The following is a 19,784-nucleotide window of genomic DNA, read 5'->3' as shown; positions in this document are numbered from 1 at the left end:
GTAAGCTCGATCCGGTCGTTATTCCCGCCCATCCCGTTCTGACCACTCTTCGCCGACGAAAGGAGTCTCTGTGGCAATCTATTCCCTGCTGGATCAGCTGGCTATCCCCTACCAGAGCTTTGACCATCCCCCGGTGTTTACCTGTGAGGAGGCGAGCAAATTGCTGCCCGACCTGCCCGCCGCCAAGACCAAGAACCTCTTTTTGCGCGATCCGAAAAGCGAGCGACTGTTTCTGGTGGTGAGTCCGGAGGATCACCGGGTCGACCTCAAGGCGCTGGCAACCATGCTCGGCGTCAAGCGGCTGAGCTTTGGCTCCCCCGAGCGGCTCGATGCGGTGCTCGACCTTACCCCGGGCTCGGTGACCCTGCTCGCCATGGTGCGCGACAGGGAAAAAGCGGTAGAGCTGGTGGTGGACGAGGCCATCTGGCAGGCCGAACAGGTGCAGTGCCATCCGCTGGTCAACACCGCTACCCTGATCATCCGCCTCAACGACGTGCGCCGTCTGCTGACCCATCTGGACAGGGAGGCCATCGTAATGCGCTTGCCTGCTGCAACCTGCGATTAGCACAACGGCTGGCGGTTGGGTTCACCCTGCCGCCAACACAACCACCTCTCACGCATCGAAATTGACTGATAAGACAATAAAATGGCTCCTTGTGCGCGGATAAATCGAGTCAGCAATTGCCATCGTGCAAGAAGTCGGAGGTGAGCACATTCGGCCATTTAACCAATTGATAATAGGCTGGATTCATGTTGTGATCGGCCACTGCCAGCGGGCGATACCCCATCGCCTGTTCGTTCACAGGTGACTTCCCAGAGAGCCCCTTGATGCCAAGTCTGTTTTCCTCAGCCCAGTTGTTGAGTCTGGTGCTGTTCGTCACGCTGTCACATGTGGGGGTCGCCACCATTTTCGCCGCCATGTGGCACACCCATCGCCAGATCAGGGCATTGATCTACTGGTCAGCGGGGGAACTGGTGATCGCAGGGGCTTTTTGCTGCCTGCTGCTGCGCCCCCTTGAGGGAAATGCATCCCTTGCCAATATTCTCTGCACCAACCTGCTGTTGATGTCGACCACCCTGCTCTATGAACGGGGGATGCGCCACTTCTTTCGCCGTGAAGCCGACCAACTGGGCTGGCTGCTGCCCACCGTTACCCTCGGCGGTTTCGTCCTGTTTGCCCTGACCGCCCTGCAGCAACCCCTCTTTGATGTGCACAGCCGGATCATCGTGCTCTCCGGCGTGCTTTCGCTACAGATTGCGCTGCTTATCTGGCAGCTCTGGCGCTACCAGCGGCTGGCCCCGTCTATCGGGTGCTGCGCTTTGCCATTCTGCTGCTCGGCCTGCAACTGCTGTTGCAACTGCTGCGGATCGTCAAACATCTCTGGCAGCCGGAGCTGGCGGCCAACTCCTTCACCGACCCGCTGCTCGGGCCTGTGATCCTGCTCAGCCTGCTCTTTACCATCGCCCGCAGTTATCTGCTGCTGAGCCTGGTCCACACCCGCCAGCAGCAAGCCCTGCTGGCCACCCAGCGCAAGCTGGAGCGGCGCGCCAATCAGGATGAGCTGACCGGCCTGTTCAGCCGCCACTATTTCGAGCGCCAGGTGGCCCTGCGTGCACGCGAGATGGCTAGCCCTAGCCAGCTGCTACTGATCGATCTGGACAACTTCAAACAGATCAACGACCGCCACGGCCACCCCGCCGGTGATGCCATGCTGCGGGCCGTGGGTCGGGTGATCGCCAATACCCTGCCTGCCGAGGGCATGGCCGGTCGGCTTGGCGGCGATGAGCTGGCCCTGCTGTTGATGGCGGACCCGCAGACCCTGCCCGACTACTATCACAGCCTGCAACAGCAGATCGCCGAGGCGACCCAGGCGCTGGCCGGTGGCCCCATCAGCCTCAGCATCGGCCTCACCTCGCTGCCCCCTGACGAGGGGTTTGAAGCGGCCTACCTGCGCGCGGATCAGGCCCTTTACGCCGCCAAACAGGCTGGGAGGCAACGGGCCTGCGTGCAGGAGCTCCACCACAACGAGCCGCAGCCGCTGCCGCCCTGCGCGCTCCTGTCATGAGCGCAGTTCTCGCTCTGCAGTGCCGACCGGCCAGACTGGCAGATGCCCCGGCTTACTGGCGCTATGTCACCGAATGCGCCGAGGACGGACAGCCGCTCTATCAGGTGGCGCAATTTGACCCGGACGGCTGGCTACAGAGCCTGCTGGATCACGCAGAAGGGTGCAACTTGCCCAGTGGATACCTGCCGACCACCACCTATTTTGCCCTCGATGGCGAGGAGATCATCGCCACCCTGCGCCTGCGTCACGGTGACAATGAGGCAACCCGCCAGTGGCTGGGTCATATCGGTTACGAAACCCGCCCCTCTCGCCGTGGCGAAGGGGCCGCGACCGTGCTGCTGCGCTGGGTGCAACAACAGGTGCTGGCAGCACCGGTGCTGATCTGCTGTGACCAAGACAATCTGGCTTCCCGCAAGGTCATTACGGCCGCCGGTGGCGTGTTGCTGGGGCGGCGCTTCCATCCGGGGGATCGCAACTGGCTGGAGATGTATCAGCTAGCCCCCTGCACGGCCCGACAACATCAGGTCTATTGACTACAGCAGCCAGTGATCAGTTACAGGTATGATGACCTCAACCGAGACTCCAACAAAAAGAGCGCCCCGAAGGCGCTCTTTTTGCGAACGTGGCAAGACCGTTAGTAGCTGTCTTCCTGCTCCGCCTTCATCCGGGCCTGACGGGCATAGGCCTCCTCCTCGGCGCTCTCAATCTCCTGCAGCACCGAATCGAGATCGATGGCGGCGCGGCTCTCTTCAAAGTGACCGGTCAGCTCGCTCTCGGGGGTGAGTTTGCCATCTTCAAACAGCGCCCACATCTCCTGGGCATAACGGGTCTTGAGCAGCTCGGGGGCATACATACCGTAGTAGTTGCGCATGTTGTTGACGTCCCGCTCCAGCATCGCCTTGGCCTGGTTGTTGGCGGCGGCATCCACCACCTGGGGCAGGTCGATGATGACGGGGCCCTGTTCATCCACCAGCACATTGAACTCGGAGAGATCGCCGTGGATAAGACCGGCGCAGAGCATCCGCACCACATAGCGGATCACCTTGTGGTGATCAATAACCGCCTGCTCGGGGGTGAGTGCCACATCGTTGAGGCGCGGCGCGACATTGCCATCCTCATCGGTGATAAGTTCCATCAAGAGGACACCATCGAGGCAGACATAGGGCTGCGGCACCCGCACACCGGCCGCCGCCAGCTTGAACAGGGCGTCGACCTCGGTGTTCTGCCACACCTCTTCATGCTGCTTGCGGCCGTACTTGGAGCCCTTCTCCATGGCGCGAGCGCTGCGGCTGTTACGCACCTTGCGCCCCTCCTGATAGACCACGGCCTGCTTGAAGCTGCGCTTGGACGCCTCTTTATAGACTTTGGCGCAGCGGATCTCGTCGCCGCAGCGCACCACATAGACGTCGGCCTCTTTGCCGCTCATCAACCGGCTGACGACCTCATCGACCAGGCCGTCATCAACCAGAGGTTGGATTCGATTTGGAATTTTCATGGCCGCCCTTTTACCCTATTTCCGCTCTCGAAGATAGCTCCGCGCACGCTCACCTGCCTCTCCCTTTCATAAGACACCCTGTTATCCCCTGTTTGCGCTGTTTTTGTCCACCCGTTCGCCTTAAAAACCACCAGCAGCAGACCAAATACGAAAGGCCCCTGTGCCAACAAAAATGGCCCGCAAGCGGGCCAATTTTCAAGGTTCGGGCGGCAAGCCCTGACGAATGCGCTGGATCCCCGCTTCATAGAGTCCGTCATCCCCCTCCTGATGCTCCAGGGTTTCGAAGATCTTGAGAAACCACATGTACTGCTCGGGATGGCGTGCCACCTGCATCTCCACCACCCGGTTCATGGCATTGACGTCTGCCAGCAGATCGGCGGTGGGATAAGGGTCAAACGGCGGCTCGATCTCCAGCAGATAGCGCCCCTCATCCTCGTCATAGCTGGCGAAGATGGGCACCGCTCTGGCACCGGTCAGCTTCACCAGCTTGGGCAACGCAGGCAGGGTTGCCTTGGGGCGGCCAAAGAAGGGAACAAACACACTCGCCTCGCGGCCGTGATCCTGATCTGGCAGGTAGAAGAAACTGGCACCAGCGCGGATCGACTTGATCGCCGGCTTGATCCCGGCGCTGCGCTCATACACCTTGCCCCCTTTGGCCCGCTCGCGGTTGATGTACCAGTCGAACACCTGATCTTTCGGGCTCTTCATCATGGTGCACATCTCAATGCCCATCATGGAGAAGTAGCGGCCAATCATGTCGACCGCCCAGGTATGAGGCACCACCAGGATCACCGGGCGGTCCGCAGCCTGCTCCGCTTGCACATGCTCCCAGCCGGTGACCTTGATGCGGCGGGTCAGCCGCGCCTTGCTGCGCCAGCTGAGCTCGCCAAAGCCCATAAAGGTCTTGAGCCCGACCCGGATCGATTTGAGCAGCAGCGCCTGACGTGCTGCGGCATCCAGCTCGGGAAAGCAGATCTTTGAGGTTGGTATCGGCGATATAGGCCTGCTTTTTCGAAAAACGCAGCAGGGTTGGAGAGACCATATCGGCAAAGCGATCCCTCAGTCTCGCGGGGGTAAATGCCAGCAGGGAAAGCAGGCCCAGCGCACACCAGCTGCCCCACCATTTGGGATGCAGCAGGCGGCTATGAAATGAGGTATCAAATACCGGATCTAACGCAGACATGGCGGCCATCAAGTCATCAAAAACAAACGGTTATTGTAGTTATCCTGACATTTTTTTCTACCCTGGGGAGGCTGGCCATCGACCTGCAAGGCACTGATCAGACTAGTTATCATAAAAAATGGCCCACCTGGGGCCATTTCAATCAACGCAAATTCTGGGTCAGCCGTGGGGCGACAATCCCTTGCGGATCCGCTGGATCCCCGCCTCGTAAAGGCCATCCAGCCCCTCCTGATCCTGACGGGTATCGAAGATCTTGAGGAACCACATGTACTGGCCCGGATGGCGCATCAGCTGCTGTTGCACCATGTCGTTCATCCGACAGGTATCGGCCATCACATCCTCGGTGGGATAGTTGTCGAACGGTGCCTCAATCTCCAGCCGGTAGCAGTGGTTCGCTTCGTCATAGCAGGCGAGCAGCGGCACCGCCTTGGCGCCACTGACCTGCACCAGACGGGGCAAGGCAGGCAGGGTCGCTTTGGGATAGCCAAAGAAGGGGGCGAAGATGCTCTTCTCGCGGCCATGATCCTGATCCGGCAGATAGAAGAAGCTGCGACCGCTCTTGATGGTTCTGATCACCGCCTTGATCCCGGCGCTGCGCTCATAGACGCGGCAACCGTTCTTGGCTCGTGCACGGTTGAGGTGCCAGTCAAACACCGGATTGCGCGCCCGCTTCATCATGGTACACATGGGCACCCCGCGCTGGGTGAAGCAGTAACCGGCGGCATCCACCGGCCAGGTATGGGGCACCACCAGGATCACCGGACGGCCGGCCGTCCGCTCCGCCTCGATATGCTCCCAACCGATCACCTGCATCCGGCTCATCAGATAACGCTGACTGCGCATGGTGAACTCGCCAAATCCCAACAGACTCTTGAGGCCAACCCGGATCGAGGTCAGTGCAATCGCATCCCGCTCTTCCGGGCTCTTGTCCGGAAAACATATCTCCAGATTGGTTCTGGCGATATAGATCTGTTTTTTCGAGATACGAAACACCAGCGGTGCCAAGGCTTCGGCCAAACGGTCGCGCAATCGCACCGGCACAAAGGCGAGCAACATCAGCACGCCGAGCGCCAGCCAGCTGAACCAGTAGCGGGGATGCAGAAAACGAGCTTCAAAAGAGGAGTCAAATACGGGATCTTGGGACGACATGTATTGGGGTCGAGCGAAAAAGTGGTGCTGCATTGTAGTCGTCCTGACAGGTAATACCAGTTAAATCCATGGCAAATAGCCCGCCACAGGTGCCACATCAAAAAACCATAAAAAAATGCCCCGCACTGCGGGGCATTTTGCTCGTTACACAACCAGGGTGGAGGCTCTTTGTCCATCCATCGTATGACTGGTCGTTTATCCCGTCGCTCTCGGAGCGCACTGCTTATCCATTTCCCGATGTCACATCTTCTTCAAGATTTAACGGTGAGCACCCTGGCGGGCCATGCCGTTATTCATTTCGGTATTACGCTGCGGCAGAAAAAACATCAGGTAACGCAGTGCCACATACCCGACGATCACGGTAGCCACCCCCAGCTCGAAGTGGGCCAGCAGTCTGATCTGCTCGACGTAGTGACTCCCTTGCGCAAACCCTTCCACCAGATGAGCCACTTTGAACAGGGCGGTGGCACCGATCACCAGCGGGAAGGTGAAGGCGGCATAACCCGGCGAGAAGGGCAGACGCAGCAGTTTGATGAAGGCCAGATAGATGATACCGGTCATCAGGATGGCGATCCCCAACAGCACGGCCACCAGCAGCAGTGACGGCTCCTGGCTGACGGTCAGGTAACCGGCCAGAGAGAGGCTGGCAGGGGCAGCCAGAATGGCGATGGTCGGTTTGGCGGCATCCGGCACTTCATGGCTGAAGATCAGGCGATAGAGCATCAGCGGCAGCATCAGGCCGTAGCATATGATCCCGAACCAGAGCAAGCCGTTAGCCAGCGGGGCAAACTGACCACCCGGGAAGGCGACGTCAGCAACGATGATGCCCACCGGCGGCACGAACCAGCTCGGCACCATGTGGTGGATTTCAAACTCTTTGGCGCGATGCCAGATAAAGGTGGCCAGGAACAGCAGATGAACCGCCACGGCAAACAGCCAGAGTGCCTCGCCCGCTTGCGGCGCAATCATACCGAGCGCTTTGGAGACCACCATGGTGCCCATGGCATAGGTCGGAACCACACTGCCCACCACGGGGTGAGCGAGATCCTGCAACAGCAGGCGGGGGTGAAGCAGAAACTTGAAGGTCAGGATCACCAGCAGCACGGCCGCAATGGCAGCGCCCAGCAGTTGCATCCGGCCATCGAAGTGACCGGCATTTTCCCAACACCAACCAAGGCTGGCGATGCCCAGCGCCAGACCCGCCATGGGGGTTGGGGCGGCAGCCAGTGATTTACGGGTTCTTGCGATCATGATGACACCTTTCTATTGATGACTATGGCGATAGGATAATGCCCCCTTATCGTTTACGATATCTAAATGAATTAAATCAATCATTCAGGAAAACCAAACACGATGAAACTGACCCTGCAGCAGCTGAAAGTGTTCGCCACCATTGCCCGCTATGGAAACCTTGGCCTTGCCGCCAACGAGCTCTGCCTGAGCAAGGGGGCCGTCTCCCAGTCGCTGCAGGAGCTGGAGCGCCAGCTCTCCACCCCGTTGTTTGACCGCATTCACCCCAGATTGCAGCTCAACAACGAGGGGCGCCTGCTGCAACCGGCCGCCGAAGAGCTGCTGACCCGGATGCAGGATATCGAGAACCTGTTCAGTCCCGATGCCGAACCGAGCGGCCAGCTGCGCCTTGGTGCCAGCCAGACCATCGGCAACTACCTGCTCCCCACCCTGCTCGCCAGCAGCAAACAGGAGCTGGGACTCCCCCCCAAGGTGACCATCAACAACACTCACCTGCTCTGCCATGCGCTGGCCAACTTCGAGCTGGATATGGCACTGATCGAGGGGGAGAACCACCACCCCGACCTGCTCGCCGAACCCTGGCTGCAGGACGAGATGCTGGTGGTGGCCCCACCCGGTCACCCGCTTGCCAACAAGAAGGAGCTCTCCCTCTCCCGTCTGGGGGGCGAGACCTGGGTATTGCGTGAAGCGCAATCGGGCAGCCGCGAGCAATTTATCCAGCAGATCCAGCCCGAGCTGCCCCGCTGGCAACCAGGGCTTGAACTCAACACCCTGGAGGCGGTGATGCTGGCGGTGGAGAAGGGGCTTGGCATCTCCTTTATCTCCCGGCTGGCAGCCTCGGATCGCCTGGCAGATGGGCGGCTGATCGCCCTGCCCCTCTCCCGTCGCTTCCCGCGCCAGCTCTCCCTTATCTGGCACAAGCAGAAGTACCACTCCACCTCCCTGCGCCACTTTATCCACTTCTGCCGGGCTCAAGTGAAGGATGCCGAGGTGAGCTGCCCAGAGTAACGCCCGCTCGGAGCGCCACTGGCAGGCTCGCCCGCCAATAACGGAAAAAGCAGAGAGGGAGCCGCGGCCCCCCCTCTTTGATTCGATTGCTCGGTATCACTTCGCCAGACTGCGCAACCAGCTGATCTCCTCGCCCCAGATGGACTCGTCTATGGTCTCGAGGATCAGCGGAATGCGATCGAAGCGATCATCATTCATGATGTGGTGGAAAACAGCCTCCCCCAGATTGCCCTCCCGCAAGCTGTGATGGCGGTCGACCCGACTGCCGAAAGTGCACTTGGCGCCGTTGATATGCATCCCCTTGAGATAATGAAAACCCACCGTGCGGTCGAACTCGGCAAAGACGGCAGCGCAGCTCTCGGCGGTGCGCAGATCGTAGCCGGCGGCAAAGGCGTGGCAGGTATCGAAACAGATCCCGACCCGGCTCTTGTCCTCCACCCCCTCGATGATGGTGGCGAGGTGCTCGAACGACCAGCCGAGGTTGGTCCCCTGCCCGGCGGTATTCTCGATCACCGCCGTCACCCCTTCACTGCGCTCCAACGCCCAGTTGATGGACTCGCTCACCAACTTGAGGCTGGTCGCCTCAGGGATCTGCTTGAGATGGCTACCGGGGTGGAAGTTCAGATAGCAAAGCCCCAGCTGCTCGCAGCGCTTCATCTCGTCGAGAAACGCATCGCGGGATTTGGCCAGACCATCGGGATCCGGGTGGCCCAGATTGATGAGGTAACTGTCGTGAGGCAGGATCTGCTCCGGCAGAAAACCGGCCTTGTCACAGGCCGCCTTGAAGGCACGGATGGTGGCATCCGACAAGGGGGCCGCCTGCCACTGACGTTGATTCTTGGTAAAGAGGGCAAACGCGTTGGCCCCGATGGCCTGGGCGCGGGCGATGGTATTCTCCACCCCGCCGGCCGCACTGACGTGGGCTCCAATATATTTCATACAATCTCCTCGATACGGCAAGCCGCCATTATGCCGATCCAGCCCGGCCACGCCAAACCGGGATATCCGATAGCGGGTATCGACAAATAGCGCCACCTTGGCGAATCGAAGCACTGCGGTTCATGGCGTAATCGGCCTGCACTTTAGCAACCGCTCCGCAGAAGGGATAGTTAGAGCCCGTCCACACCAACATGGCGCCCATAAAAAAACGCAGCGTATCGCCTGAGCAAAAACGCTGCGTCTTTGGGTCTCTCGGCCGTCCCCCTTGCCGTGGCCCGAATGGCCAGCGACAAGGGAGCAAGAATGCGCGGGGAGAGTCGCCTTAGAAGGGCATTTTGAAGCCCGGCGGCAGTTGCATGCCACCGGTCAGTTCGCCCATCTTGGCCTTGTTCTGCTCTTCCACACGACGTACGGCATCGTTGCAAGCGGCGGCAACCAGATCTTCCAGCAGCTCCTTGTCATCTTCCATCAGGGAGGGGTCGATCTCGATGCGACGGACGCTGTGGCTACCGGTCATGGTGACCTTGACCATGCCTGCGCCGGCTTCACCGGTCACTTCCATCTGAGCCAGCTGCTCCTGCGCCTTCTGCATACGCTCTTGCATCTGTTGGGCCTGTTTCATCAGGTTCCCCATTCCACCTTTACCAAACATATGTCGTCTCTCGTCTTGAAATCCGGCATCCAGCGCCGGGCTGTGGGCTTGTCTGTCCTAGATGGGGACAGCCAAACGGCTTTTCAACCGGAAGCAAGCTCCCGGCCACGGAATTTAGCGGTTGAGGGGCTCGATGCTCTCGTGATGGAGCACGGCACCAAACCGCTGAACTAAAAACTGCACGTTGGGATCCTGCTCCAGGTCCCGGGTCACCTGCTCGCGCACCCCGAGATAAAGGCGATGTTCGATCTCAAGGGGGGTCTCCTTGTCAGGTACCACACCGAGCGTCACCTCGACCTGCACCGGTTGACCCAGCGCTGGCCCGATGATCTCGGCCAGATCGGCGCGCGCCTTGTCGCTCACCAGATGGCGCTGCTCTGGCTTGAGGGTTAGCAGTACCTTGTCCCCTTCCCGCGTCATCACCGAGTTGATGGCCAGCTGACGCAGCCGACCCCCCACCTGAGTATGGGCAATCAACTCGGCCCAAGCATCGCCGCAACCATTGAGTAGCGAGGAGGGGATAAGGCGAGTCGCCTCCCCCTCTTGCGGCTCGCTGTCGCTCTCGAGCTCATCCCAGTCGATGGTCTCCATCACCGGCTGAGGGGGTTCATCCTGCGTTACAGGGGCTGCAGCCACCGCCGTAGTGGCAACGGGCGGCTGGGTCGCTGGGGTGGGCGTCACCGCTGGCGCCGCAGCGCTGCGCTCACCGGGTCGATAGCTCGGCTGCCCGTCGAGATCCCAGGGTGGCAGATCGGTTGGCTGGGCCGGTGCCGTGACGGGAGCGTGGCTCATCACCTGAGTCTGCTCGGCAAATCCCTGATTGAGGTACTCTTCGTAATCGCCGTTATCAACCTGCGGCTCGTAACTGTCGCCATAGAGATCCACTGGCGGCAGATCATCATAGTGACCCATCGCCGCCATCCCCTGCCCGGCCGATTGGCTGACCGGAGCTGGCTGTTGGGTGACGGCCGGTGCAGTAGCGGGCGCAGCAGGGCGAGCTGGCGCAACCGGTACTGCGCGCGGCGCAGGCGCCGCCGGGGCATCCTGACCTCGCTGGCGGCTGCGCAACATGTTTCGCTTGCCAAGCAGGCTCTGCATGCTCGATACCGCAGACACGGCTTCAGGTGCGGCAACCGGCTCGGTTGTCGGTTCGAGCGCGGGCTCGAAGGGGGCGGTCAGCGGCTCGCTACGGGAATAGTCCATATCGGCTGCGGCAGGCGCTCGATCATCAGCATCAGCAGATTGTTCGGCTGAGTGCGCTGGCACATCGGGCTGCGCATGTGGCAACGCGGGCTCGGGTTGATACCCCATGCCCGCAGCCTCGCGCAGCAGCTCATCCTGCTGGCTGAACAGCTCGGCAGCTTGCGCCTCCTCCTCGCTGTCGGCGGGGTTGCCGATGTCATCCGTCATCGAAGGCAGGGAGACATCAACCGCGGGCACGACACTGGTGGCAACAGGGCTGGCTAGCGGTGCAGGCACGGCGCCGCTGATCGGTGCCAGTGCGGCCGATTCAGCGGCCGGGCGCTTTCCCGGCAAGGAGGCTACCGGAGTGGCACTGCTCGCCGCACTGCTCGTCATTGACGGGGGCAACGCAGTGAGGCTGGCCGGATGCAGGGCATCACGCCTTGGGGAGAAGGCGAGCATCCGCAGGCAGGTCATCTCCAGCGCGGTGCGGCCATCGGGAGCCCAGGGCAGATCTTTACGGCCACCCAGCACGATCTGGTAGCAGAGCTGCACCTCTTCCGGGCTCATCGCCTTGGCCAGTTGCAGCAGGGAATCAGCATCCGCCCCCTGCTCCTGCACACTGGCAGGCAGCAGTTGCGCCATGGCGATGCGATGGAGCAAACCTTCCAGCTCGGCGTGGAGCTGATCAAAATCGGGGCCCAGGGTGGCGATCTCGGTGATCTTGGCCATAGTCGCGGGGGCATCTTGCCGCAAAATGGCTTCCAGCAGCTGGTGCAGATGGCGGTGATCGAGCGTGCCCAGCATCGCCAGCACGCTCTCGAGGCGCACGCTGCCATTGCCGTGGGCCAGCGCCTGATCGGTCAGGCTCAGGGCATCTCGCATACTGCCGTCGGCGGCTTTGGCCAGGGCCAGCAGGGCGCGTGGTTCGAAGGGCTGCCCCTCCTGATCCAGCACCCATTCGAGCTGCTTGGCGATCTGGGTCTGATCCAGACTCTTCAGATGAAACTGCAGGCAGCGCGAGAGAATGGTAATGGGCAACTTCTGCGGATCCGTGGTGGCCAGCAGAAACTTCACATAGGGGGGGGGCTCTTCCAGGGTTTTCAGCAGCGCGTTGAAGCTGTGGCGCGACAACATGTGCACTTCATCGATGAGGTAGACCTTGAAGCGGCCACGGGCCGGACGGTATTGCACGTTGTCGAGCAGCTCGCGGGTATCTTCCACCTTGGTACGGGACGCCGCGTCAATCTCCAGCAAGTCGACAAAGTTACCCTGATCGATCTCACGGCAGGTATCACAGACACCGCACGGGTGGCTGCTGATCCCCTGCTCGCAGTTGAGGCTCTTGGCCAGAATACGGGCGATGGTGGTCTTGCCGACCCCGCGGGTACCGCTCAGCAGATAGGCGTGATGCAGCCGTCCCTGATCCAGGGCGTTGGTCAAGGCGGTCAGCACATGTTGCTGGCCTACCACTTGTTCAAACGTATGGGGGCGCCATTTACGCGCCAGAACCTGATAGCTCATAAATCCATCATGCAGGGAAGACAGGGCATTGAGGCCGGATGCTAACACAAATGGCGGGCTGGCTGTATCGGCTATCGGTCAGAGCGGGAGGGATCGCTTGATTTTCAAACCGATGCCCGCAAGGGCACCGGTTCAATGCAGGCCCGATGCAGAGGATCGGGCCGAAGAGGCATTACTCGCCGGCCAGCTCGACCAGTGAGACCACCTTGATGCCAGCGGCAGTCAGGCGGGCATCGCCACCCAGAGACGGCAGGGAGATGATAAAGGCCGCATCGGCAACTTCACCACCAGCACGGCGGATTAGCTTGACGGTCGCATCGACGGTACCGCCGGTCGCCAGCAGATCGTCCACGACCAGCACCTTGTCACCGGGCACGATGGCATCGGTGTGCAGTTGCAGGGTGTCGGTGCCGTACTCGAGGGCATAGGACTCCTCGATCACTTCGCGCGGCAGCTTGCCCGGCTTGCGGACCGGCACGAAGCCCAGCCCCATGGCATAGGCAACCGGTGCGCCAAAGATGAAGCCGCGGGCTTCGGTGCCAACAATCTTGGTGATCCCTTGATCACGATAATGATTGGCCAGCAGATCGATGGTGGCCTTGAAGGCCTCGGCGTTCTCGATCAGGCTGGTGATGTCACGAAACAGAATGCCCGGCTTCGGATAGTCGGGAATGGTCTTGATGCTTGCTTCGATAAATTTCAGGGTTTCCGGATTCATGTGTTGACCGCTTATTTTTTTGACCCAGGGGTGGCCATTTTTTCTCAATTCCCTTCTGCGGGAAATAAAAAAGCCTGTCACGCAAAAATGACAGGCCGACTCCATAGCATTATTGCTGCAATAGCTTAGGGACTTCACTTCACCATTGCAACTGGCTCCAGCACCGGCAGGCGCATTAACCAGGTGAGCAGGATCACCATTATGATAACCAGCAACCCCTTGACCCACAGCAGTGGCACCACCGCCAGCGACACCGAAAAGGTGAGCAAAATGAAGATAATGGCGCGCCGTCTGGCCTGACGACGAATGCCGCGATACTGTTGCCAATCCACGATGGGCGGGCCAAACCAGGGATGGGTCAACAGCCAGCGATGAAAACGGGGCGACGAGCGGGCAAACAAAGCGGCAGCCAGCAACATGAAGGGGGTAGTCGGCAAGAGCGGCAGCACAATGCCCACAATACCGGTGGCAAATGCCAGCCACCCGAGCGCCATCAGACACCAACGCTTCATTCCGTCTCCTTGCGTGATTTATCTCCCTCTAGCCTAACAGAGTTTGAGCGGGTGCTGACAGCGGGCCGCAACCCCACTACAATCTGCGCTCTTTTTTCTTGCCACTCTCGTCGGAAAGCCGTTATGCGCGTTATTTTGGCCCCCATGCAGGGGGTACTGGATCACCTGATGCGGGAGGTACTCACCTCCGTCAATAATTACGATCTCTGCGTGAGCGAGTTTATCCGGGTCGTCGATCAGCTGCTGCCCGCCAAGGTGTTCTACCGCCTCTGCCCTGAACTGCTGCAAGATGGCAAAACCCGCGCAGGTACCCCGGTGCGGGTACAACTGCTGGGGCAACACCCCGAGTGGCTGGCCGAGAACGCCGTGCGCGCCATCGAGCTGGGCTCCCCCGGCGTCGATCTCAACTTCGGCTGTCCAGCCCCAACGGTCAACAAGAGCAAGGGTGGCGCTGTGCTGCTCAAAGAGCCCGAGACCATCTACCGCATCGTCAAGGCGGTGCGCGAGGCGGTGCCCGCCCATCTGCCGGTGAGCGCCAAAATTCGCCTCGGTTACGATGACAAGGATCTCTATCTGGAGAACGCTCAGGCGGTCTTCCAGGGGGGCGCCAACGAGCTGGCCGTTCATGCGCGCACCAAGCGCGAAGGGTACAAGGCCCCCGCCCACTGGGAGTATGTGGACGCCATTCGCCGCGCCCTGCCCATCCCCGTCACCGCCAACGGCGAGATTTGGGATCACAAAGATGCCCTCGCCTGCGCCAAGGCCTCGGGTTGTGATGCCCTGATGGTCGGGCGCGGCGCCATCTCCCTGCCCAATCTGGCCAACGTGATGAAAACCGGCTGCCCGCACATGAGCTGGGCCGAGGTGCTGCAGTTGATGGTGAGCTATACCGAGCAGGATCTGGCCAGCGAAAAAGCCGACTACTACCCCAGCCGCATCAAACAGTGGTTCAGCTATCTCAAGCGGGAATATCCCGAAGCGGACCAGCTGTTTCAGGAGATCCGGGTGCTCAAAGAGACGGATCCGATCCGCGATGCCCTGCTGCAAGCAGCCAAAAGCCACGGCTAACCACGTTTAACTTGACGCATATCATCTTGATAGAGTTATCGGATCCCTATACTGCCCCAAATCTGTCGTCTGTCCTGTGGGGGATAATGTGTGTGAAATGACGCAAGCACAGTTGACTGTCTGGCGTAATCGCCTGCTGTCAGACTGGGCCCAAGTACGAGAAACGCTGATCGGTCAGCTCAAAGCCTGCCGCCGTGACGAGTGGGCCGAACAGGTCGGTCACTGCGAGCAGGATCAACTGGTGGAACTGACCAGCCGGCTGGATCTGCCGAAGGTTGAGCAGAGCGTGGCCCGCCTCAAGCGGATCGATGCGGCACTCTGCCAGATGGATCTCGGCCTCTATGGCCTCTGCTCCGATTGTGAAGAGCCGCTTTCCATCGAACAGCTGGAACAGGATCCGACCCTGCAACGCTGCCCGCGCTGCGAAGCCCGCTATCGCAAGGGATTCCACGCCCACGAACTGTGAGGGATGCACATCTGTGCATCCGCTCAACCCTCAGCACTGGTTACTCCGTCGTTCCTGTCCAATACTCACCGTATCAGCCTGTTCGAGGGTATGCGTTGTGTACAGACTCTTGTTGTTATGGTGTTTGTGTTGCCAGGCTACGGCACAAGAGTCATTGGTCGTGGGCTGGGTCGACTGGCAGCCCTTCAGTTATCGCAATGAACAGCAACAGCTCCGCGGACTGGATGTGGAGCTGCTCAATGCCATCTTTCTGCGGGCCGGTTATCAGGCCAAATTCAGTGAAATGCCCTGGGCTCGCGTGCTGCACGAGCTGAAATTCGGCACGGTTCAACTGGCCATGTCAGCCAATATCACCGCCGAGCGGCAGCAATATGCCCGCTTCAGCCACCCCTATCGGGAAGAGGAGACGGCCATCGTCATCCGTCGGCAAGATGCCGATCGCTGGCGCGGGATCAACACCCTGGAGCAGTTGATCAACACCCCTGACTTCCATATCGGGGTGCTCAAGGGCTTTGATTACGGCAATACCTTCCGCCAGTTGATGGCAAGGCCCGAGCTGCAGCCCCGTTTGCAGATGCGCCTGCGGCTGGATCAGCTGCTGAAGATGTTGCAAGGGGGACGGATCCAAGGGTTTATTCTGGATCCCCACGGACTGCAGGAGTGGCAGGGTAAGGATGGCGTGCAGGACAAGCTGTATATTCTGCTGCATATCGAACAGACACCGGTTCACCTGATGCTTAGCAAAGAGAGCACCACAGAAGCGCAACTGCAGCGGATCAATCAGGCTATCGATCAATTGAAACAGAGCCCCGACTATCAGCAGATCCTCGATCGCTATCAGTTCAGATCCCTGCATTCACAGGAAAACACTCATAAGTAAGGGGAGCATCAGCTCCCCTTACTGTCTCAAGCAAACCCAATCCTGTCTCAAACAACCCTGGTTGCAACTTGCCAGGACGTTTTGGTCACCGATAACGTGATGGCTAAGCCTGGCTATCAGCGTCCCAGCACAATGTCGGCAAGGTGGGCGAAGTGGTGGATTTCGTGTGTGGCATCGCACTCGCCCGCTTGCCGCGCCGGGTTGTACCAGCAGGTTGCCAGCCCCTGCGCCGCCGCCCCGGCAATATCGGTTTTCGGGTTATCCCCCACCATCAGCACCCGGGCCGGATCTGGCTGTCCCATCAAGGAAAGAGTGTGCTGGAAAATGGCTGGCGCCGGCTTGGTCACCCGGATCTCGTCGGAGATCACCAGCGGCTCGAACCACTCGCTCCAGCCCAGTTTGCCGAGCCGCCCCCGCTGAGGCACACTGAAACCATTGGTGATGATCCCCATCCGCACCTTGCTGCGCAGTTGCTGCAGGGTCTCGACCACCCCTTCGAGAGGCATGCTAAGGGCAATGATTTGCTCCAGAAAGGTGTTGTTCATCGCCATGGGATCGGCGGCAACCTGCTGGGCAAAGAGGGAGAAGCGGGTCTGCTGCAACGCCGTTGCATCGATCTCGCCGTCGTTGTACTGCTGCCAGAGCCCGTGGTTGAGGGCGTGGTACTGCGCCATGCTGGCGTCATCAGCCTGTACGCCATAGATCTGCAGGGTGTGCGTCAGCGCAGAGGCGACCGGAAAATCGAGCAGGGTTTCATCCAAATCGAACAGCACCCAGTCATAGCTTGGTTTTTTCACAGAACTCCTTGTTATCATTCAGATTGTTCAGAGGCTTGGCGACCAACTCTGCCAAGCGGGCTGGCCAGCAGATCCAGCGTGAGACGCACGCCAAAGCCGGTCACTTCGCTGGAGACTACCCCATTGCCCCCCTTGTTGCGAAATCCGCTCAGGTCGAAGTGCAGCCAGGGGGTCTGCTCGGGCACGAAGTGGGCGAGGAAACGGGCCGCATCAATGTGATCCGGCGAACTGCCCGGTGCACACTGCAACAGATCGGCCCACTCGCTCTCGATGTTGTCGTCGTAATCGTCATCAAGCGGGAAGGGCCAGATCCGCTCACCGCTGCGCTGACCCAGATTGACCAGCGATGTCATCCATTCGCTGCGATTGGTAAAGACGCCGCTGTAGCGGCTACCCAGCGCCCGTTTGCAGGCCCCGGTCAGGGTCGCGTAATCGAGCAGCAGATCCGGAGTATCCTGCACCGCCATCGCCAGGGTGTCGGCCAATACCATCCGCCCTTCAGCATCGGTATCGACCACCTCGATGGAGGTGCCATTGATGGCGGTCACCACCTCGCCAGGGCGATAGGCGTGAGGGCCGATATGGTTCTCGGCAATGGCCAGCCAGCAGTGTACCTCGTACGGTAGCTGAGCTCGGCTGATAGCGTAGAGGGTGCCGAGCGCCACTGCACTCCCCCCCATGTCCAGATGCATGCCATACATGCTGCCGGAGACCTTGAGGTTGTAACCGCCAGAGTCGTGGCAGATCCCCTTGCCCACCAACGCAATGCGGCGCACCGGCTTGGGTGGATAGTAGCTGAGCTTGACCATGGCCCCCTGATTGTCTTCCGAGCCACGAGCAACAGCCAGAAACGCCCCCGCCCCCAGCTCGGCCAGCTGCGCCTGATCATAGTGATGGCACTGCCACCCCTCATCTTGCGCCAGCTTGCTGACAAACTCGCGATAGCTGGCGGCCGTCAACTCGGAGGCAGGCAACACCGCCAGATGGCGAGCCAGCCCGTTGCCCCCCGCTTCGCTGTAAAGGCGTGCCAAGTCCAGCACCACCGCGGGTGAAACCTTGATCTGCTGATAGCTCCAGCTGCTTTCACTGCGGCGCTTGCTGGTGGGCAACGAAATATTGGCGGCCAGCAGGGCCGACAACATCACTTCGGCCAGCATCACTCGCTCGGAGGGAGAAAAACCTTCCAGATGCAGCCCGAGCCGCTCCACATTGAGCCCAGAAAGAGGAGCAATCCAGCCTCGGATCTGTTTATAGAGGCGGTGATCCCGCGTCACACTGCCGGCCACAAACATCACCTGCAACAGGGTATTGCCATGTATCAGGGTAAAGGGCGCTTTTTTCCCCAGCGCAAGCTGGGTCTTGACTCCCGCAAGGGCGGGGAGCGAAAGCAAGGACTCCTTCTGCTCTTCGGCGATCAGCAGCAGTTGCAACGGCAGCCCTTGGGCAAGGGCTTCGGCCAGCGTGGCATCCCGGCTTTCAATAGCAGGAGGAAGATAGGTGAAGGGAGTGATCACAGGCGCGTGCCTCATCCATGAAGAGATACCTGATGATACCCAACAAATGGTTGATACGACCAGTTTTGGTCTTGAAAAAGCGTCAGAAATAGCAGCAATCACCAGACGATGACGAGCATCAAGACGGATTGTTCAATGATTTGCAATACAGGAAGGGAACGTACAGAAAGTTGGTTGCGGGGGCCGGATTTGAACCGACGACCTTCGGGTTATGAGCCCGACGAGCTACCGAGCTGCTCCACCCCGCGTCCGAATTGTCACCCTCAGCCGAGCAGTAGCCTGGTGGCGTTTGTCTGCTTTCGACTGTTTACACAATCGCAAGCTGACGAAAGAGTTGGTTGCGGGGGCCGGATTTGAACCGACGACCTTCGGGTTATGAGCCCGACGAGCTACCGAGCTGCTCCACCCCGCGTCCGAATTGTCACCCTCAAGCCGAGCAGTAGCTTGATGGCGTTTGTCAGCTTTCGACTGTTTACGCAATCGCAGGCTGACGAAAAAGTTGGTTGCGGGGGCCGGATTTGAACCGACGACCTTCGGGTTATGAGCCCGACGAGCTACCGAGCTGCTCCACCCCGCGTCCGAATTGTCACCTTCAAGCCGAGCAGTAGCTTGGTGGCGTTTGTCTGCTTTCGACTGTTTACACAATCGCAGGCTGACGAAAAAGTTGGTTGCGGGGGCCGGATTTGAACCGACGACCTTCGGGTTATGAGCCCGACGAGCTACCGAGCTGCTCCACCCCGCGTCCGAATTGTCACCTTCAAGCCGAGCAGTAGCTTGGTGGCGTTTGTCTGCTTTCGACTGTTTACACAATCGCAGGCTGACGAAAAGTTGGTTGCGGGGGCCGGATTTGAACCGACGACCTTCGGGTTATGAGCCCGACGAGCTACCGAGCTGCTCCACCCCGCGTCCGAATTGTCACCCTCAAGCCGAGCAGTGGCTTGGTGGCGTTTGCCTGCTTTCGACTGTTTACACAATCGCAAGCTGACGAAAGAGTTGGTTGCGGGGGCCGGATTTGAACCGACGACCTTCGGGTTATGAGCCCGACGAGCTACCGAGCTGCTCCACCCCGCGTCCGATTTTTTTCTCGAAGTGGCCGAGCAGTAGCCAGTTCGATTTCTCCTTTCCCACCAACCGGTTACACCGGCTTGACTGGTCAGGATCTCAGATGGTTGCGGGGGCCAGATTTGAACTGACGACCTTCGGGTTATGAGCCCGACGAGCTACCGGGCTGCTCCACCCCGCGTCTGAGGTCGCCAATAATAGGCGCCAGCGCACAGATTGCAAGTAAATATCTCAAAAAAAGTTTATTCGTAGATTAATCGGACAAATAGTGCGGTCATTAGCAGCATCATGCTGTTTTTTCAGGCAATCGAGTCCTTG

The 19,784-nt window shown here is 59.9% G+C and carries 16 protein-coding genes, 7 tRNA genes and 2 pseudogenes; 7 read left to right on the top strand and 18 right to left on the bottom strand.

The genetic code is table 11. The annotated features are described in order from the left end of the window. Nucleotides 1-70 precede the first annotated feature (70 nt). From ACTG2U_RS01855 to ACTG2U_RS01845, 3 genes and pseudogenes are all read left to right on the top strand, one after another. The gene (locus tag ACTG2U_RS01855; protein WP_302245960.1) at nucleotides 71-565 is read left to right on the top strand and encodes a prolyl-tRNA synthetase associated domain-containing protein; all 495 of its coding nucleotides are present in this window, start codon (nucleotides 71-73) and stop codon (nucleotides 563-565) included. Nucleotides 566-828: 263 nt separating this feature from the next. After that, nucleotides 829-2,066 (top strand): annotated as a pseudogene (locus tag ACTG2U_RS01850) (GGDEF domain-containing protein). Continuing rightward, complete coding sequence (locus tag ACTG2U_RS01845; RefSeq protein ID WP_429014033.1) at nucleotides 2,063-2,599, top strand: GNAT family N-acetyltransferase; 537 nt, start codon at nucleotides 2,063-2,065, stop codon at nucleotides 2,597-2,599. Before ACTG2U_RS01850 ends, ACTG2U_RS01845 begins: the two are co-directional and overlap by 4 nt. 101 nt (nucleotides 2,600-2,700) lie before the next feature. Here the strand turns inward: ACTG2U_RS01845 and ACTG2U_RS01840 are convergent, their stop codons facing one another. The 4 genes and pseudogenes from ACTG2U_RS01840 to ACTG2U_RS01825 form a co-directional block, all read right to left on the bottom strand. Then, a complete protein-coding gene (locus ACTG2U_RS01840) occupies nucleotides 2,701-3,561 on the bottom strand; it encodes a PA4780 family RIO1-like protein kinase (protein ID WP_005352386.1) in 861 nt (286 codons plus the stop codon). 195 nt (nucleotides 3,562-3,756) lie between these two features. Then, nucleotides 3,757-4,753 (bottom strand): annotated as a pseudogene (locus tag ACTG2U_RS01835) (LpxL/LpxP family acyltransferase). Between the two features lie 150 nt (nucleotides 4,754-4,903). Continuing rightward, nucleotides 4,904-5,893 carry a lauroyl-Kdo(2)-lipid IV(A) myristoyltransferase gene (gene lpxM / locus ACTG2U_RS01830; protein ID WP_216963023.1) on the bottom strand — a complete coding sequence of 330 codons (990 nt, stop codon included), beginning with the start codon at nucleotides 5,891-5,893 and terminating at the stop codon, nucleotides 4,904-4,906. A gap of 258 nt (nucleotides 5,894-6,151) precedes the next feature. Next, nucleotides 6,152-7,144 carry a TDT family transporter gene (locus tag ACTG2U_RS01825; RefSeq protein WP_005352390.1) on the bottom strand — a complete coding sequence of 331 codons (993 nt, stop codon included), beginning with the start codon at nucleotides 7,142-7,144 and terminating at the stop codon, nucleotides 6,152-6,154. A gap of 102 nt (nucleotides 7,145-7,246) precedes the next feature. On the opposite strand from ACTG2U_RS01825, the gene ACTG2U_RS01820 reads away from it, so the two are divergent. After that, entirely contained in the window at nucleotides 7,247-8,152 is a 906-nt protein-coding gene (locus ACTG2U_RS01820) for a LysR substrate-binding domain-containing protein (protein WP_088868845.1), read from the top strand. Between the two features lie 96 nt (nucleotides 8,153-8,248). Here the strand turns inward: ACTG2U_RS01820 and nfo are convergent, their stop codons facing one another. The 5 genes from nfo to ACTG2U_RS01795 form a co-directional block, all read right to left on the bottom strand. Then, the gene (gene nfo / locus ACTG2U_RS01815; protein ID WP_421316372.1) at nucleotides 8,249-9,091 is read right to left on the bottom strand and encodes a deoxyribonuclease IV; all 843 of its coding nucleotides are present in this window, start codon (nucleotides 9,089-9,091) and stop codon (nucleotides 8,249-8,251) included. Nucleotides 9,092-9,413: 322 nt separating this feature from the next. Beyond that, complete coding sequence (locus ACTG2U_RS01810; protein WP_005333445.1) at nucleotides 9,414-9,743, bottom strand: YbaB/EbfC family nucleoid-associated protein; 330 nt, start codon at nucleotides 9,741-9,743, stop codon at nucleotides 9,414-9,416. Between the two features lie 114 nt (nucleotides 9,744-9,857). Continuing rightward, nucleotides 9,858-12,449 (bottom strand): DNA polymerase III subunit gamma/tau, encoded by a 2,592-nt coding sequence (gene dnaX / locus ACTG2U_RS01805; protein ID WP_439973936.1) that lies wholly within the window; start codon nucleotides 12,447-12,449, stop codon nucleotides 9,858-9,860. 172 nt (nucleotides 12,450-12,621) lie between these two features. Continuing rightward, nucleotides 12,622-13,167 carry an adenine phosphoribosyltransferase gene (gene apt, locus ACTG2U_RS01800; protein ID WP_005352403.1) on the bottom strand — a complete coding sequence of 182 codons (546 nt, stop codon included), beginning with the start codon at nucleotides 13,165-13,167 and terminating at the stop codon, nucleotides 12,622-12,624. 134 nt (nucleotides 13,168-13,301) lie between these two features. Then, on the bottom strand, nucleotides 13,302-13,679 hold the full coding sequence (locus ACTG2U_RS01795; protein WP_064335934.1) for a YbaN family protein: 378 nt from the start codon (nucleotides 13,677-13,679) through the stop codon (nucleotides 13,302-13,304). A 123-nt stretch (nucleotides 13,680-13,802) separates the two neighbouring features. On the opposite strand from ACTG2U_RS01795, the gene dusC reads away from it, so the two are divergent. From dusC to ACTG2U_RS01780, 3 genes are all read left to right on the top strand, one after another. Further along, complete coding sequence (gene dusC, locus ACTG2U_RS01790) at nucleotides 13,803-14,747, top strand: tRNA dihydrouridine(16) synthase DusC (protein ID WP_439973935.1); 945 nt, start codon at nucleotides 13,803-13,805, stop codon at nucleotides 14,745-14,747. 97 nt (nucleotides 14,748-14,844) lie between these two features. Then, nucleotides 14,845-15,213 carry a TraR/DksA family transcriptional regulator gene (locus tag ACTG2U_RS01785; protein ID WP_019445807.1) on the top strand — a complete coding sequence of 123 codons (369 nt, stop codon included), beginning with the start codon at nucleotides 14,845-14,847 and terminating at the stop codon, nucleotides 15,211-15,213. A 160-nt stretch (nucleotides 15,214-15,373) separates the two neighbouring features. Further along, nucleotides 15,374-16,093, top strand: a complete 720-nt coding sequence (locus ACTG2U_RS01780; RefSeq protein ID WP_080764942.1) for a substrate-binding periplasmic protein — start codon at nucleotides 15,374-15,376, stop codon at nucleotides 16,091-16,093. Between the two features lie 116 nt (nucleotides 16,094-16,209). Here ACTG2U_RS01780 and yjjG read toward each other — a convergent pair whose 3' ends face one another. The 9 genes from yjjG to ACTG2U_RS01735 form a co-directional block, all read right to left on the bottom strand. Further along, nucleotides 16,210-16,890, bottom strand: coding sequence for a pyrimidine 5'-nucleotidase (gene yjjG / locus ACTG2U_RS01775; RefSeq protein WP_042055441.1), 681 nt, complete (start codon nucleotides 16,888-16,890; stop codon nucleotides 16,210-16,212). A gap of 14 nt (nucleotides 16,891-16,904) precedes the next feature. Then, entirely contained in the window at nucleotides 16,905-18,404 is a 1,500-nt protein-coding gene (locus ACTG2U_RS01770) for a M17 family metallopeptidase (RefSeq protein ID WP_439975100.1), read from the bottom strand. A gap of 171 nt (nucleotides 18,405-18,575) precedes the next feature. Then, a tRNA-Met gene (locus ACTG2U_RS01765) sits at nucleotides 18,576-18,652 on the bottom strand. Between the two features lie 87 nt (nucleotides 18,653-18,739). Next, nucleotides 18,740-18,816 (bottom strand) — tRNA-Met (locus ACTG2U_RS01760). 88 nt (nucleotides 18,817-18,904) lie between these two features. Continuing rightward, nucleotides 18,905-18,981: transfer RNA gene (locus ACTG2U_RS01755), tRNA-Met, on the bottom strand. Between the two features lie 88 nt (nucleotides 18,982-19,069). Beyond that, nucleotides 19,070-19,146, bottom strand: a tRNA-Met gene (locus ACTG2U_RS01750). Nucleotides 19,147-19,233: 87 nt separating this feature from the next. Next, nucleotides 19,234-19,310: transfer RNA gene (locus ACTG2U_RS01745), tRNA-Met, on the bottom strand. Nucleotides 19,311-19,398: 88 nt separating this feature from the next. After that, a tRNA-Met gene (locus ACTG2U_RS01740) sits at nucleotides 19,399-19,475 on the bottom strand. Between the two features lie 95 nt (nucleotides 19,476-19,570). After that, nucleotides 19,571-19,647, bottom strand: a tRNA-Met gene (locus tag ACTG2U_RS01735). Nucleotides 19,648-19,784 lie beyond the last annotated feature (137 nt).

The organism is Aeromonas sp. 95A (assembly GCF_051919235.1).
Lineage (GTDB): Bacteria > Pseudomonadota > Gammaproteobacteria > Enterobacterales > Aeromonadaceae > Aeromonas > Aeromonas veronii.
This window is presented reverse-complemented; position numbering and strand designations above follow the sequence as displayed.

What these genes read in the sequence shown, in the direction of transcription:
- nfo (WP_421316372.1), bottom strand. Translation starts at nt 9,091, where the DNA reads ATGAAATATATTGGAGCCCACGTCAGTGCGGCCGGCGGGGTGGAGAAT.
- ACTG2U_RS01840 (WP_005352386.1), bottom strand. Translation starts at nt 3,561, where the DNA reads ATGAAAATTCCAAATCGAATCCAACCTCTGGTTGATGACGGCCTGGTC.
- ACTG2U_RS01785 (WP_019445807.1), top strand. Translation starts at nt 14,845, where the DNA reads ATGACGCAAGCACAGTTGACTGTCTGGCGTAATCGCCTGCTGTCAGAC.
- dnaX (WP_439973936.1), bottom strand. Translation starts at nt 12,449, where the DNA reads ATGAGCTATCAGGTTCTGGCGCGTAAATGGCGCCCCCATACGTTTGAA.
- ACTG2U_RS01825 (WP_005352390.1), bottom strand. Translation starts at nt 7,144, where the DNA reads ATGATCGCAAGAACCCGTAAATCACTGGCTGCCGCCCCAACCCCCATG.
- ACTG2U_RS01820 (WP_088868845.1), top strand. Translation starts at nt 7,247, where the DNA reads ATGAAACTGACCCTGCAGCAGCTGAAAGTGTTCGCCACCATTGCCCGC.
- ACTG2U_RS01795 (WP_064335934.1), bottom strand. Translation starts at nt 13,679, where the DNA reads ATGAAGCGTTGGTGTCTGATGGCGCTCGGGTGGCTGGCATTTGCCACC.
- ACTG2U_RS01810 (WP_005333445.1), bottom strand. Translation starts at nt 9,743, where the DNA reads ATGTTTGGTAAAGGTGGAATGGGGAACCTGATGAAACAGGCCCAACAG.
- lpxM (WP_216963023.1), bottom strand. Translation starts at nt 5,893, where the DNA reads ATGTCGTCCCAAGATCCCGTATTTGACTCCTCTTTTGAAGCTCGTTTT.
- apt (WP_005352403.1), bottom strand. Translation starts at nt 13,167, where the DNA reads ATGAATCCGGAAACCCTGAAATTTATCGAAGCAAGCATCAAGACCATT.
- ACTG2U_RS01845 (WP_429014033.1), top strand. Translation starts at nt 2,063, where the DNA reads ATGAGCGCAGTTCTCGCTCTGCAGTGCCGACCGGCCAGACTGGCAGAT.
- dusC (WP_439973935.1), top strand. Translation starts at nt 13,803, where the DNA reads ATGCGCGTTATTTTGGCCCCCATGCAGGGGGTACTGGATCACCTGATG.